Source organism: Pseudoalteromonas sp. SR44-2, from assembly GCF_014163745.1.
GTDB lineage: Bacteria > Pseudomonadota > Gammaproteobacteria > Enterobacterales > Alteromonadaceae > Pseudoalteromonas > Pseudoalteromonas distincta.
In genome coordinates this window covers 36,417-51,947 of record NZ_JACJDW010000015.1, presented here as the reverse complement: position 1 = coordinate 51,947, position 15,531 = coordinate 36,417, and the positions used below count along the sequence as shown (strand labels likewise).

The 15,531-nt window shown below is 40.2% G+C and carries 13 protein-coding genes; 6 read left to right on the top strand and 7 right to left on the bottom strand.

Going from position 1 to position 15,531, the window contains the following annotated elements; all coding sequences use genetic code 11:
* Positions 1–182 precede the first annotated feature (182 nt).
* Complete coding sequence (gene tkt, locus H5115_RS10980; RefSeq protein WP_138489545.1) at positions 183–2,174, bottom strand: transketolase; 1,992 nt, start codon at positions 2,172–2,174, stop codon at positions 183–185.
* Between the two features lie 304 nt (positions 2,175–2,478).
* On the opposite strand from tkt, the gene metK reads away from it, so the two are divergent.
* From metK to serA, 5 genes are all read left to right on the top strand, one after another.
* Positions 2,479–3,630 (top strand): methionine adenosyltransferase, encoded by a 1,152-nt coding sequence (gene metK, locus H5115_RS10975; protein ID WP_182755259.1) that lies wholly within the window; start codon positions 2,479–2,481, stop codon positions 3,628–3,630.
* Between the two features lie 175 nt (positions 3,631–3,805).
* Complete coding sequence (locus H5115_RS10970; protein WP_182755257.1) at positions 3,806–4,354, top strand: hypothetical protein; 549 nt, start codon at positions 3,806–3,808, stop codon at positions 4,352–4,354.
* An 18-nt stretch (positions 4,355–4,372) separates the two neighbouring features.
* Positions 4,373–4,969, top strand: coding sequence for a 5-formyltetrahydrofolate cyclo-ligase (locus H5115_RS10965; RefSeq protein WP_182755255.1), 597 nt, complete (start codon positions 4,373–4,375; stop codon positions 4,967–4,969).
* A gap of 53 nt (positions 4,970–5,022) precedes the next feature.
* On the top strand, positions 5,023–5,676 hold the full coding sequence (gene rpiA / locus H5115_RS10960) for a ribose-5-phosphate isomerase RpiA (RefSeq protein ID WP_182755253.1): 654 nt from the start codon (positions 5,023–5,025) through the stop codon (positions 5,674–5,676).
* A gap of 9 nt (positions 5,677–5,685) precedes the next feature.
* Positions 5,686–6,915 carry a phosphoglycerate dehydrogenase gene (gene serA, locus H5115_RS10955; protein ID WP_024595232.1) on the top strand — a complete coding sequence of 410 codons (1,230 nt, stop codon included), beginning with the start codon at positions 5,686–5,688 and terminating at the stop codon, positions 6,913–6,915.
* A gap of 51 nt (positions 6,916–6,966) precedes the next feature.
* On the opposite strand, the gene panP is transcribed toward serA, so the two are convergent.
* Entirely contained in the window at positions 6,967–8,592 is a 1,626-nt protein-coding gene (gene panP / locus H5115_RS10950; protein WP_182755251.1) for a pyridoxal-dependent aspartate 1-decarboxylase PanP, read from the bottom strand.
* Between the two features lie 433 nt (positions 8,593–9,025).
* Here panP and H5115_RS10945 point away from each other — a divergent pair, with 433 nt between their 5' ends.
* On the top strand, positions 9,026–10,906 hold the full coding sequence (locus H5115_RS10945) for a GGDEF domain-containing protein (protein WP_182755249.1): 1,881 nt from the start codon (positions 9,026–9,028) through the stop codon (positions 10,904–10,906).
* Positions 10,907–11,172: 266 nt separating this feature from the next.
* Here H5115_RS10945 and H5115_RS10940 read toward each other — a convergent pair whose 3' ends face one another.
* Genes H5115_RS10940 through mpl form a run of 5 tightly spaced genes read right to left on the bottom strand, consistent with a single transcriptional unit; the run spans position 11,173 to position 15,524 of the window.
* Entirely contained in the window at positions 11,173–11,850 is a 678-nt protein-coding gene (locus tag H5115_RS10940; RefSeq protein ID WP_182755248.1) for a tRNA (guanosine(46)-N(7))-methyltransferase TrmB, read from the bottom strand.
* Complete coding sequence (locus H5115_RS10935; RefSeq protein ID WP_002961025.1) at positions 11,850–12,617, bottom strand: ABC transporter permease; 768 nt, start codon at positions 12,615–12,617, stop codon at positions 11,850–11,852. The genes H5115_RS10940 and H5115_RS10935 overlap by 1 nt, the downstream gene beginning before the upstream one ends.
* Positions 12,618–13,547, bottom strand: a complete 930-nt coding sequence (locus tag H5115_RS10930; protein ID WP_024595485.1) for an ABC transporter ATP-binding protein — start codon at positions 13,545–13,547, stop codon at positions 12,618–12,620. It lies immediately after the preceding gene.
* Positions 13,547–14,167, bottom strand: a complete 621-nt coding sequence (locus H5115_RS10925; RefSeq protein ID WP_002961027.1) for a flavin prenyltransferase UbiX — start codon at positions 14,165–14,167, stop codon at positions 13,547–13,549. The genes H5115_RS10930 and H5115_RS10925 overlap by 1 nt, the downstream gene beginning before the upstream one ends.
* A gap of 1 nt (position 14,168) precedes the next feature.
* Positions 14,169–15,524, bottom strand: a complete 1,356-nt coding sequence (gene mpl / locus H5115_RS10920; RefSeq protein WP_182755246.1) for a UDP-N-acetylmuramate:L-alanyl-gamma-D-glutamyl-meso-diaminopimelate ligase — start codon at positions 15,522–15,524, stop codon at positions 14,169–14,171.
* Positions 15,525–15,531 lie beyond the last annotated feature (7 nt).

Below are 15,531 nucleotides of genomic sequence, written 5' to 3'. Positions count from 1 at the left end.
TTAGAGCAAAAGTTTTTAACGCAGTATTATATTGTTGAATTGCACCTTTTTGGCTCCATTGTAGGTCGTCATTTATGGCATCATAATTTTTATTTACCTTTAACGCGCTAAAGCACGACCTACAAACAAAAAAGCCCGCCCTGTTTTACACAAGGGGGGCTTTTAATCTTTAAAGCAAGCGATTAAAAAAGCTCGTTTGCTTTACTTACAATGTTTGCCACTGTAAAGCCAAAGTGCTCAAACAACTCACCAGCAGGTGCTGACTCGCCAAAGGTAGTCATACCTACTACTGCGCCATTTAGACCTACGTACTTGTACCAGTAATCAGCAATACCTGCTTCTACTGCTACGCGGCGTGTAACAGATGCCGGTAATACGCTTTCTTTGTACTCTGCGCTTTGATCTTCAAAGGCATCAGTACATGGCATAGATACAACACGTACCTTTTTACCTTGGCTGCGTAGCTCAGTTGCTGAATCTTGTGCTAGTTGCACTTCAGAGCCCGTCGCAATGAAAATAATCTCAGGATTGCCGTCACAGCTAAGAATGTAACCACCCTTTTTAACATCGCTTAATTGCTGTGCGTCACGCGCTTGTTGCTCAAGACCTTGGCGAGTAAAGATTAACGATGTAGGACCGTCTTTACGCTCAATAGCTTGTTGCCATGCAATTGCCGACTCAACTTGGTCACATGGGCGCCAGTTGTATAAGTTAGGCGTTAAACGCATGCTTGCAATTTGCTCTACTGGTTGGTGAGTTGGACCATCTTCACCAAGGCCGATTGAATCGTGCGTGTATACAAAAATGCTTGGTTGCTTCATTAATGCAGCCATACGTACGGCATTTTTTGCATATTCAACAAACATTAAGAACGTAGCACCGTAAGGAATAAAGCCTTTATGAAGAGCAATACCATTCATAATTGCCGACATACCAAACTCACGTACACCGTAGTAAATGTAGTTACCGCTTGCATCGTCGTGTGTTAAACCTTTAGAGCCATCCCAAATTGTTAAGTTTGAGCCTGCTAAATCGGCTGAGCCACCCATAAATTCTGGTAATAACGGACCAAATGCGTTTAATGCATTTTGTGATGCTTTACGAGACGCTGGGTTTGCTGGGTTTGCTTGTAATTGCTCAATGTACGCTTGAGATTTTTCAGCCCAATCGCCAGGCAGTTCGTTATTAATACGACGCTTATATTCAGCTGCAAGCTCTGGGTATGCTTTTGCATATGCTGCAAACTTTTCGTCCCAGCTTGATTCAAGCTGCTGACCTTTTTCTTTGCTATCCCATTGTGCGTAAATATCATCAGGAATTTCGAACGCATCGCCAGTCCAACCTAAAAATTCGCGAGACGCTTTAATTTCGTCATCACCTAGTGGTGCACCGTGACAATCGTGGCTACCAGATTTATTAGGTGAGCCGTAACCAATAATTGTTTTACAACAAATTAGTGATGGTTTATCGGTAACACTTTTAGCTTCTGCAATTGCAGCACTTATAGCATCGCTGTCGTGGCCATCAACACCACTAATTACATGCCAACCATATGCTTTAAAGCGAGCTGGTGTGTCATCTGTAAACCAACCTTCTACTTCACCATCGATTGAAATGCCGTTGTCATCCCAAAATGCAACAAGTTTACCCAGACCTAATGTGCCAGCAAGTGAACCTGCTTCATGAGAAATACCTTCCATAAGGCAGCCATCGCCCATAAATGCATAGGTAAAGTGATCAACAATATCGTGACCTTCACGGTTAAACTGTGCAGCTAGCGCTTTTTCAGCAATTGCCATACCTACGGCATTTGTGATCCCTTGACCTAATGGACCCGTAGTAGTTTCGATTCCCGGTGCATAGCCATATTCAGGGTGACCTGGTGTTTTAGAATGCATTTGACGGAAGTTTTTAATTTCGTCCAATGGTAAGTCGTAACCACTTAGATGCAATAGAGAATAGATAAGCATTGAACCGTGGCCGTTTGAAAGAATAAATCTGTCACGGTCAGCCCACTCTGGATTAGTTGGGTTATGCTTTAGATAATCGCGCCATAATACTTCAGCGATATCGGCCATGCCCATAGGGGCTCCAGGGTGACCAGATTTGGCCTTTTGTACTGCGTCCATTGACAAGACGCGAATAGCATTTGCAAGTTCTTTGCGAGATGGCATGAATTCTCCTACCTTTATGTGTATTTGCGCGGGTATTTATGTGTTTGTTTATGCACCCAAGTAACTTGGGTTTGCTTATAGCGACCATTCTTACTTATTGTGGGGGCTGTGTGCAATTAAAAACCCTATAAAAGTGAGGCATTATGAATATTTTTTAAGACCAAAAAGTTATTAGTAATTTTATTTAGACGTCTAGGCGTAAAAACACTATGCAAGGTGTTTTGTTTTCGATAAAATACGCCCCTTAATTTTTTAGCGCTAATACCGACGTTTGTGAAGCGCAATATTTGTGAGCAGAAATACAATGGCAAAACATTTATTTACTTCTGAATCAGTTTCTGAAGGTCATCCGGATAAAATCGCCGATCAAATCTCTGATGCGGTACTTGATGCTATCCTAGAGCAAGACTCTCATGCCCGTGTTGCGTGCGAAACTTACGTAAAAACAGGTATGGTTATGGTTGGTGGTGAAATCACTACTAGCGCATGGGTTGACATTGAAGAAATTACACGTAAAACAGTACGTGAAATTGGCTACACGCATTCAGACATGGGTTTCGATGCAGATTCATGTGCAATTTTAAACACTATTGGTAAACAGTCTCCTGACATTAACCAAGGTGTTGACCGCACTAGCCCAGAAGAACAAGGTGCTGGCGACCAAGGTCTTATGTTTGGTTACGCATGTAACGAAACAGAAGTGCTAATGCCTGCGCCAATTACTTACTCACACCGTTTAGTACAGCGCCAAGCTGAGGTTCGTAAAAGTGGCGAGCTTAACTGGTTACGTCCAGATGCAAAATCTCAAGTTACTTTTGCATACGAAAACGGCAAGCCAGTAGGTATTGATGCAGTTGTACTATCTACTCAGCACAGCGAAGACATTTCACAAAAAGATTTAGTAGAAGCCGTGATGGAAACTATCATCAAGCCAGTGCTTCCTGCAGAGCTTGTTACAAGCGCGACTAAATTTTTCATTAACCCAACGGGTCGTTTTGTAATTGGCGGACCTATGGGTGATTGTGGTTTAACAGGTCGTAAAATCATTGTTGATACATACGGTGGTATGGCGCGTCATGGTGGTGGTGCTTTTTCTGGTAAAGATCCATCAAAAGTTGACCGTTCAGCTGCATACGCTGCACGTTACGTAGCTAAAAATGTAGTAGCTGCTGGCCTTGCTGATAAGTGTGAATTACAAGTGTCTTACGCAATCGGTGTTGCAGAGCCTACCTCTATCAGCGTTGAAACGTTTGGTACAAGTAAGTTAGAAGAAAGCCGTTTAATCGAGCTTATTCGTGAACACTTTGACTTGCGCCCTTACGGCTTAATTCAAATGCTTGATTTAGAGCGCCCTATCTACCTTCCTACAGCGGCTTACGGCCACTTTGGTCGTGACGAATTCCCTTGGGAACGTACAGATAAAGCTGATGCACTTCGTGCAGCCGCTGGCCTTTAAGTTAAAAGTGTTAAAGTAAATTAAAAACGGCCCTTAATAGGGCCGTTTTTGTATCTAAAACTTATCAGTTGCATTGTTTGTAGTGCGTCTACAAAATAACTATAAAATCGACCTCGAATTCTTTTGTACTTTAGGTATATACTCATTTCATTATAAAAGCTTTAGGGATAGTTAAATGGCCGATAACTTTCGCGTTATATTTGCAGGACTTGCCGATAACGTTGACATAAAAACAGCGTGCGCAAATTTAGCTGCAAAATTAAAAACGTCAGATGAAAAAGTAGCTCTTTTTTTTAAAGGTAAGCCGCTGTTTGCGCCAAGCGATAAAGACAAAGCGTTAAAACAGAGTAAGTTATTAGCAAGCTTAGGTATTAAAAGTAAGCTGCAAGCTGTTTCAAACACCATTCAAAATAGCTCCCCCGCAGCTGCAAGTAACAACCAACGTGATGAACGTATTTTTGATGCTCTAGATTACATCACTAGCAGCTTAATACGTCTTGAAGAAAAACTAGAAGAGCTAGAGCAACGCCTTCCTGAAGCTCAATTAAAAACACCAGACGAAAGTGTAGACGAATGGCAAAATGACGACCTAATGCTAGATGAGGATTTAGCGCCTCCTAAAAAACGCAGTAACTTACTTTTATATTCATTGATTGCAACTGCCACCATTTTGCTAGTCGTACTGGCTGTTTTTTTAATTTTTCCCGATTTATTCTCTTTTTAAGAATGGCTAATTAGTTTAATGAGCAATAAACGCGCACAAATAAGATCTGAAATTCGTAACACCCGTAAAAACTTGTCAAATAATCAGCAAATAATTGCTGCGCAATCGCTAAAAATGAATTTTATTCAACACTTAAAAAGCGAAAAAACAACGAATTCCAAGCATATTGCCATTTATTTAAGTAACGACGGAGAACTAGACACTTCATTGTTAATTAAAGAGTTATGGAACTTAAACCATGTTGTTTATCTACCTATAATACACCCATTTAATGGCGCTAATTTACTATTTCAGCGCTATGAGAAAAACTCACCCATGAGGGCAAATCGCTATGGTATCTTGGAGCCTAAGCTGAATTGCTCTCAAATATGCCCATTACCAGCGCTTGATTACCTCCTTATGCCGTTAGTTGCATTTGATAAACAAGGTAATCGCCTAGGAATGGGAGGTGGGTTTTACGACCGGACATTGGCGCGTTTACATGAACAAAATTGGCAAAAACCGCAACTAATTGGCCTTGCACATGAATGCCAAAAAGTTGATGTTCTACCAATCGAGTCGTGGGACGTACCACTTAAAACCATTATCACCCCAGATAAAACATACTGTTGGTAACATTTAATTTTGGTTACTAACCGCATATTTCTGACATACATGAGCACATAGCAATGACACAAGACGAATTAAAAAAAGCAGCTGCCTGGGCAGCACTCGAGTTTGTAAAAGAAAACACCATTGTAGGTGTCGGTACAGGCTCTACTGTTAATCACTTTATTGATGCCCTTGGCTCAGTAAAGGACACTATTGTAGGCGCTGTATCAAGCTCAGAAGCGTCAACTGCACGTTTGGAAGCGTTAGGTATTGAAGTGTTTGAACTTAATAACGTTGATGCTTTAGATGTATACGTTGACGGCGCTGACGAAATAAACGCTCAAAACGAAATGATTAAAGGCGGCGGCGCAGCGCTAACACGTGAAAAAATAGTAGCAGCAGTTGCAAAACAGTTTGTGTGTATTGTTGATGACACAAAGCTGGTAGATACATTGGGCGATTTCCCGCTTCCGGTAGAAGTTATTCCAATGGCGCGCAGCTACGTTGCACGAGAATTATTAAAACTTGGTGGTGACCCTGTTTATCGCCAAGGCGTAGTTACCGATAATGGTAACGTTATATTAGATGTATTTAACTTAAAAGTTACCAATGCCAAACAACTTGAAACACAAATAAATTCAATTGTTGGCGTAGTTACCAACGGCCTGTTTGCGATGCGAGGTGCTGATAAAGTGATTATCGGTACCAAAAATGGGCTACAAATAAAATAGGATGAGGTTATGAGTAAGGTATCGTTAGCAAAAGACAAAATTAAAATTCTCTTGCTTGAAGGTGTTCACCAAAGCGCTGTTGAAACGCTAAAACGTAACGGTTACAGCAATATCGACTACGTTAAAACATCCTTACCTGAGGACGAGCTTAAAGAGCGCATTAAAGATGTTCACTTTGTAGGACTTCGTTCTCGTACTCATATTAACCAAGCCGTATTAGACTCAGCTGAAAAGCTAGTTGCTATTGGTTGTTTTTGTATTGGTACAAACCAAGTTGATTTAGATGCAGCACGCGAACGTGGTATTGCTGTATTTAACGCTCCATTTTCTAATACTCGTTCGGTTGCTGAACTTGTACTTGGCGAAATACTACTTTTATTACGTGGTATTCCAGAGCGTAATGCAGCGGCTCATCGTGGTGGCTGGTTAAAAACTGCAAATGGTTCGTTTGAAGCACGTGGTAAAACATTAGGTATTATTGGCTACGGTCACATTGGTACTCAGCTAGGTATTATGGCTGAAAATATCGGTATGAACGTGGAGTTTTACGATATCGAAGATAAGTTATCACTGGGTAATGCAACACAAGTTCATAACCTAACTCAGCTGTTACAACGCTCTGATATTATTAGCTTACATGTACCTGAAACACCGCAAACTAAAAACCTTATTGGTACAGCAGAACTTGCAGTTATGAAGCAGGGGTCTATTTTGATCAATGCCTCACGCGGAACTGTTGTTGATATTGATGCTCTTGCAGAAGCGCTTACAGAGAAAAAACTAAGTGGTGCAGCAATCGATGTGTTCCCTACTGAGCCAAAATCTAACGATGAAGAATTTGTATCGCCACTGCGTCAATTCGACAATGTTATTTTAACGCCGCACATTGGTGGCTCTACACAAGAAGCACAAGAAAACATTGGTATTGAAGTAGCGGGTAAATTGGCTAAATATTCAGATAATGGCTCAACTATTACTGCGGTTAACTTCCCTGAAGTATCGCTGCCTGAGCTTGCTAATCGTAGCCGTTTATTACACGTACACCACAACCGCCCTGGTGTATTAACGCAAATTAACCAAGCGTTTGCACAGCACGGTATTAATATTGCTGCGCAATACTTACAAACAGACGCATCTATTGGTTATGTAGTTATTGATGTTGATACAGATCAATCTGAAGTAGCACTTAAAGAACTAAGTGCTGTTGAGGGTACAATTAGAGCACGTATTTTACATTAACTATTCTTTGATATTAAAAAGGGTCCTTATGGACCCTTTTTTGTATTTAGACTACATATACTTTCTTAAGTATTTTTTGAATACCGGATCAGTTGCAGCCAACTCTTTTTGCTCAGCTAATATCTCTTTTAAAATAGCACCTGAGGTAAGCGGGTTTGCAAGTACCACTCTAAATACAACTGTAGGTTGATTGTCGTATTTAGAAGGCGTTAAGCGCGTACGTGATACAAATGAGCGACCGGACTCTCGCTGACGTTTTTGCATACTGGCAGTAAAACGGTTCAGAGAGGCAAAAATATCTAACCGAGTTGCTGAATCAGCATCGGCTATTGCTTGTTTAATTTGCTTAGGTACATAACGATACGTTAATAAGCACAACTCAGGCTCAGAAATAAGCTCAAAGTCTTCATCAGCCTTAATTAAATCAGCAAAGTAATGTGCTTTTTTGATGCTTCGATCAATCAGCATTTCGTAACCTTTGCGACCAATAACACGTAAGCAAGCGTGTACTAACATTGCCATACCTGGCCGGCTGCCTTCAAGCGTGTGGCTACCTAAGTCTTTTGAGCCTTTACGTAATATATACTCAGCGTGATGCTCTATTGCATCTGTAGCAGCGGGGTCTTTAAATAAAACCAAACCCGCTCCCATTGGTACATACATTTGTTTATGTGCATCGATGGTAATTGAATCTGCTCGCTCAATCCCTTTGAGTAAAGGACGGTGCGTACTCGATAAAAGGGTCGCTCCCCCCCATGCAGCATCTACATGAAAATGGCAGTTAATGTCTTGTGCTAAGTCGGCCATTTCATCAAGTGGGTCAATATTACCGGTTTCGGTTGTACCCGCGACCCCAATAATCGCCATAACTTTAATACCTTGCGCCTCAAGCTCACGTGCTTTTTCGCGCATCGCTTTTACATCGACTTTATTATTTTCGCAGGTTTTAATACCAATTAAGTTATCGCGACCAATGCCGAGTAAATCAACCGATTTACCTAACGAGTAATGCCCGCGTTCTGATATTAATACCGCTAAACCTTTATAACCGTAATGCAGCATACCGGCAATTAAGCCTTGTGCGCCGATACCTCTAAAATCGCCATCAGGTTTTAATAAGCGGTTTCGCGCAATCCAAAGCGCAGTAATATTAGCAACCGTACCACCAGAGCAAAATGCACCTAATGAGGTTTTAGCACTGTGCATCCATTTAGAATAAAATGAGTCTTCTTGTCCATAAGCTAAATGATGCATCATCCCAAGCACTTGACGCTCAAGAGGCGTAAACGCTTTAGATGTTTCTATTTTTACTAGATTTTGATTTAGCCCTACCATCAATTTTGACAGCGGTAATAAAAAGTGCGGCAAGGCAGAGGTCATATGACCAATAAAACTAGGCGCAGCTGTATGCACAGAATGTGCAACAAGTTGCTCCATTATGTCTTGGGCATAAGCAGAGACAAACGTTGGATCTTCTGGGATCACTGCCGATTGAAAATCTTTTTCTATTTCATGTAATGGTTTTTCAATTGCCGCTATATTTTCGTTTAGAAAACCTGCTAAATTACTCGAAATTTCAAGCTCGATTTTGCTTAAAGTTGAGTCTGGCGCTTCAGGTACAGTAAATATACGCTTAAGGCTTTCTTTAGAGGCGACGGCACAACGCTTTTGATCCATCTTAATACCTAGTGTGTGTGTAGCTAAAACACGCGCTTACCCATCAAAAACGCCTACTTATTAGGACATTTGGAGCAATCGTGTTTCTTTAAAAATTGCGCTAACTTTACTGCAATATAACTAAAATGTCTCGTTTAAACCTATAAAAGCAATCAAAGCGATGGCAAAAAATGATAATTTAGGGTCTATTTACTCTTTGCTGCTCGGTTTTTACTTATTCTCATATGGATGTAAGTCTGTTGAGTAACGCAGGAGCAGTCACCAAGCCCACTAGGTTACAAGTCTCGCGCAGTGATTAAATACCCCCTAGTTTGAACAAATTATAATCCGCAAAAATAAACAGGCCTAAATTAAAACCCTATCAAACCTAATTATTTATTGGGCATTTACTTATTTTGGGTATAATAAATTGGATAACAAAAAAGGGACACATATGCCAGAAGGAAGAGTCAAGGTTAGTTGGATAGTGGCAGGCTTTAGCTTGTTTTTAATAAGCTTGCTAACCTACGTTTACTATACTTACCAAACCACGCGTGCTGAAATAATGCAGTCAGTTGATAATCGCTTACTTAATGCCGCCACCAGCGTTAAACATATTTTAGGTGACGATTATTTAAGTGCGGTTAATCAGGGAGATAATATAAGTTTTTCTTACTATCAAGATAAAAGTAAGCAGCTCTCTGAGTTTGCTCAAGCACTTGATATTGCTTATGTCTATTCAATGATTTTAAAAGACGGTAAGGTGCTTTTTAGCTCATCAAGCTACACGCAAGACGATCAGGATAATGGCAAGGTAACTCAATTTTTAGATCTCTACCCTGAAGCCACCGATACCAATATAAGTGCTTTTTATTCAACAGAGCCAGTATTTGAAATATCGAGCGATCAGTGGGGCCACTTTAAAACAATTTTTATTCCTTACGTTGACCCAATTAACGGCAATACCTATTTAACGGGTGCCGATATAACTATTTATGATTTAAACGAGAAACTTAAAGAAAGCGTATCAAAAGCTGCTGCAATGGCTAGCTTCTTCTTTTTTATCGCTATACTCGTTTCCGCCATATATATTTATTTACTAAAACGGTCTTTAGCAACTGACTCAAGTACTGGTTTTTCAAATCATATTGCACTTGAGTACTTTATTAAAAAAAGTAATGCACATCACATGCAATTAGCTGTTATTTGGGTTAATGAAATAGAAGATATAAACAGTTTTTACGGCACGGAAGTGGGTGACAAGGTAATGAAAAACTTACTTATTCACTTTAAACTTAGGAGCTCTCCGCACTGCCATATATATAGACTAGCAACCAATAAAATAGTATTACTCGCGCCTAAAGAAATGAGTAATGACGAATTTACCGACTTTGTAAAAACATATAACTTTAATACCCCAGTGTTAACTGACCCTTTTGTCTACATAACCCTATGTGCAGGTATTGCCAGTGGTAATAAATCGCTACTACTTGAAAACGCTCATATAGCAGCGCTGCAAGCTAAACAAGGCAGGCATAGTGTAGTTAACTACTCAAAAGCGCTACACGATGTAAAAACGCAATATCAATATAATGTAGAAATGGCTAAAGAAGTACGTGAAGCGTTTGATAACAATCGTATAGTGCCTTACTTTCAACCCATTATTGATACAAATACCAATAAGGTCGTTCAATACGAATGTTTAGCTCGAATGGTAACAGCGCAAGGGGAAGTATTAAAACCTGATGCATTTTTAAATGTTGTTACCCGCTCAAGAATGGACGGAATACTTACCCGTACTATATTTTCACAATGTGTTAGTCGCTTTAGAAAAACCGATATTTGCTGGAGCTTAAATATAACAGCACAAGATATGCTCGACCCTAATTTAAGTGAGTATATTGCGGACGAACTTAAGCGTTATCCGCATCCTGGTAATATCACATTAGAGCTTTTAGAAACCCAAGCTATTGCCAACTTTTCTGAAGTAAAAGCGTTTATTGGAATGGTTAAAACGAAAGGTGTTAAGGTTATTATTGATGACTTTGGTAGTGGTTATTCAAATATATCAAACGTACTTAAGCTTGAAGTAGATGGTATTAAATTAGATGGCGCACTAATAAAGCAAATAGTGAATGACAAAGATATCTACTTGTTTATTGAGCACATAGCCAGTTTTGCAAATCAACTTGGTTTGCAACTAATGGCAGAGTCGGTAGAAAATGCAACCATAGTAACCGCACTTAAAAAGGCGAATGTGACACTAATGCAAGGCAACTATTTTGCCCAGCCAGTGCCACATGTTAATACGGTTACAGAAGAATTAGCACTTTAACTTACTTTAACCAGGGCGTGTTGAACTTTGTGGATTGAAATTTGTTCAATCTAGGGGCGATTAAATCGCGGCGCGAGGTTTGTAACCTAGTGGGCTAAGTAAAAACTGAGCAACAAAGAGTTAATCGTCCCTAGAAAGAACCCAAAGGGCAGCACATGTTTGGTCTTTATGCTGCGTTATCGCCTATTTATGGGGAATAACCACACTACATAGGCTCCGCCTTGCCTAAAAACCAAACATGCTGCTGCAAAATCAATCACGAAAGGTCAACACGCCCTAGGTAAGTTTATAACGAGTCGGTGGCTTTGCTGGCCACTGGCCCAGTATTTACGCTCAAAAGGCGTAATTGCATCGTCTGACTCATAAAGTGTTACATCGCAAGGGTTGCCTGTTAAATCAAGCGCCCGAGCAAACTCCTTAACGTAAATATCCCAATTGCTGCGCACTTCTAATTGACCACCTAACTTAACGATAAATGGAAAAATAGCTGCGCCATGCCAGCGCCTACGAATATGCTTAGATTTAGGCCACGGGTTTGGATACAACAAATAATGGTGCGTAGGTTGCCAATTGGCGGCTACCGCTAAACGCCAAAAGTCATTTAAATCTGCTTGCACTAAGATGTACTGACCACTGTCGGTTTGCTTATATTCAACATCATGCTTATCTAATCGGTGCGACGATTTATCAATACCAATTATAAGTGCATCAGGGTGGCGCTTAGCTAAATTAGCTGAGCTTTCACCCACTCCACAGCACGAGTCTAAAATAAGCGGACCACTAAAGGCTTGTACTTTAGCATTAACCTCGTCAAATGCAGCTTGAGTATGCGCTGCAATTGGTTTTTTAAACTCGGCATCTAAATGCTTAATTACTATTTCATCAAGCTTTTCGTGAATACCCGCTTGATTAGATACAATACTACGTGAATTTGCATCACTCATTAATGTCTTAGCCCCACACCTTTTTTAATTAAAGTTAGCGCTAAAGTAAATAACACCGTAATAAACACCAAAATAACACCTAGCGCCACACTTAAATCAACATCCGACACACCTAAAAAGCCATAGCGAAATGCATTTACCATGTAAATAATAGGGTTTATTTGCGATACGTTTTGCCAAAATTCTGGCAATAGCGTAATTGAATAAAATACACCGCCTAAGTAAGTTAATGGCGTTAGTATAAAGGTGGGAATAATGCTTATATCGTCAAAGCTATTTGCGTAAATTGCATTAATTAAACCACCTAAAGCAAACACAGCTGAGGTTAAGATTACCGTCGCCATAATTACAAAAATATTATGAATTTGAATATCAACAAATAATAACGATACACAGGTAACGATAAAACCCACCATAATACCGCGCGTCATACCGCCGCCCATATAACCCAGTACAATGATGTAATTAGGCACAGGTGCAACTAAAAGCTCTTCAATACTTTTTTGAAATTTTGTTGAGTAAAAACTAGAGGCTACGTTGGAATAGGAGTTAGTAATAACCGACATCATTATAAGGCCAGGTACAATAAACTCCATATAACTAAAGCCGCCCATGTCACCAATACGTGAACCAATTAAGTTACCAAAAATAACAAAATATAAGCTCATCGTAATTGCTGGCGGCACTAAGGTTTGCACCCAAATACGTAAAAAACGAATACACTCTTTAATCCATAAACTCTTTAAGGCTACGCCATATTTAAACATTTATTCGCCCCGCCCTTGCTCTAGTAATCCTACAAATAACTCTTCTAGTCTGTTTGCTTTATTTCGCATACTTAATACTGTATTACCTTGGGTTGTTAATGCGCTAAATACCGCATTTAAGCCCTGTGATTTAGCGACTTCAACTTCAACAGTATGATCGTCCGTCATCGTAAACTTATAGCCTTCAAGCGTGACAGGGTTTGCAGGCATTTTTAAATCTAAAATAAAGGTTTCTTTATCAAGTTTTGCAAGCAGCGCTTTAATGGTCGTGTTTTCAACAATTCGACCAGAATCAATAATCGCTATGTTTTTACACAGTAACTCAGCTTCTTCAAGGTAGTGTGTGGTTAAAATAATAGTAACGCCTTGCTCATTTATTTGGCGTAAAAAATCCCACATTGAACGACGAAGCTCTATGTCTACACCCGCTGTTGGTTCATCAAGTATAAGTAGTTTTGGCTCGTGCATAAGGGCGCGTGCAATCATTAATCGACGTTTCATTCCGCCTGAAAGCGTACGTGCTTGCTTGTCTTTTTTCTCTAATAAACCTAGCTGCGCTAAATACTTATCAGCACGTTTGTGGGCTTCGCCACGTGGCACACCATAATAACCGGCTTGGTTAACCAGTATTTGGCTAAGCGTTTCAAACTGGCTAAAATTAAACTCTTGTGGCACTAAGCCTAAATGCGCCTTTGCAGCCTCTAAATCAGTATCAATATCACAGCCAAATACTTCTACTTTGCCTTTTGTTTTATTAACAAGTGACGAAATAACACCAATAGTGGTTGATTTACCAGCTCCGTTTGGACCAAGCAAAGCGAAAAAATCGCCCTCTTCAACTTGTAAATCAACGCCTTTGATAGCCTCAACACCATTTTTATAAACCTTGGTAAGGCCTTCTATATTTAAAGCAATATTTTGCTTATTCATTACTTACCCTCACCATAACCCCAACGTTTTGTTAGGTTATGTTCAATATTTAAATGATCTAAAATTCTCGCCACCATAAAATCAACTAAGTCTTCAATACTTTGTGGCTTATGATAAAAACCAGGTGCGGCTGGCATAATTGTTACCCCTAAACGAGATAACTTAAGCATGTTTTCTAAATGAATTTCGTTAAATGGTGTTTCGCGCGGTACTAAAATTAGCTGCCCGCGTTCTTTAATTACCACATCAGCGGCGCGCTCTAATAAATTATCAGACGCCCCTACTGCAATTGCAGAAACCGACCCGGCACTACATGGGCATACTACCATTTTTTTTGGAGCAGCAGAGCCCGAAGCCACAGGGCTAAACCAGTTATCTTTACCGTATACTTTTAGCTGTTCAGGTTTGGCATTAAACAGCGTACTTAACTGCTCTGTGGCCTTATCTTCATTACCAGAGAGTTTAATATTTGATTCTGTATCAAGCACCACGCGTGCTGCGCTTGAAATGAGAACGTAGACCTGAAATTGCTGCTCTAGTAATACTTCAAGTAACCTAAGCCCATAAGGCGCACCCGATGCACCACTAAAAGCGAGCGTAATTCTATCTTTAAATTGCACACTATTCTCCGCTGTATTTATCAGCTAAACCATCAACAAGATGTTGATGGAGGCCATTAAAGCCGCCATTGCTCATAATTAAAATATGTTGATTAGGCTCAATATTTTCAAGCACCGTATCAATAATTGTTTGTGTGCTGCTAAAGCACTGCATGCCTGCTTTATCTGCTTGCTCTTTTAGCGACCAATTTAGATTCTCTGGCTCAAAAAGTAGTACGTTGTCAGCATCACGTAATGAATCTAATAATGTATATTGGTGTACGCCCATTTTCATGGTGTTTGAGCGCGGCTCTAAAATAGCGATAATTTTTTCATCGCCTACTTTTGCGCGCAGTCCTGCAAGCGTAGTTTTAATTGCTGTTGGGTGATGGGCAAAGTCGTCATACACTTTGATATTATTTATATCAGCCTTTAGCTCCATACGCCTTTTAGGGCTAATAAACTCACCTAAAGCATCAATACTATGATCAACAGCTATACCTACATGGCGCGCTGCTGCGATGGTCATAATCGCATTTTTAACGTTATGCTCGCCTATTGCTTGCCAGCAAACAGAGCCCTGCTTTTCGCCATTAAGTAATACATTAAACTCACTTCCATCGGCTTTTATTAATTCATAGCTCCAATCATCGCCTAGCGTTTCGCTTTCGCTCCAAAGCCCTTGTGCTATTACATCATTAAGCGCGACATCTTGCTTTGGCCAAATTACCTTGCCGCTTTGAGGTAATGTACGCATTAAGTGATGAAATTGTTTTTTTATTGCGTTTAAATCTTCAAAAATATCAGCGTGATCGAATTCAAGATTATTTAAGATAAGTGTACGCGGAAGGTAATGCACAAACTTACTGCGCTTATCAAAAAAAGCAGTGTCGTATTCATCGGCTTCAATAACAAAAAATGGCGTTTCACCCACTTTTGCCGATACACCAAAATTTTGCACTATGCCGCCAATTAAAAACCCTGGTTTTAAACCTGCGTACTCTAGCACCCACGCAAGCATACTTGCTGTGGTTGTTTTACCATGCGTACCGGCGACAGCAAGTACCCAAGAATTTTGTAATAAATTATGCTTGAGCCACTCAGGGCCAGATGTATAAGGCAGGCCTTTATCAAGCACATATTCAACACACGGGTTACCACGGCTCATTGCATTACCAATAACGACCATATCGGGCTTTGGCTCTAACTGAGATACTTCGTAGCCTTGAGTCAGTTCAATGCCAAGCTCTTCAAGTTGCGTACTCATGGGTGGGTAAACGTTTTGATCAGACCCTGTAACTTTATGACCCAACGATTTAGCAATGGCTGCAATACCGCCCATAAACGTGCCACAAATGCCCAAAATATGTATATGCATATACTTT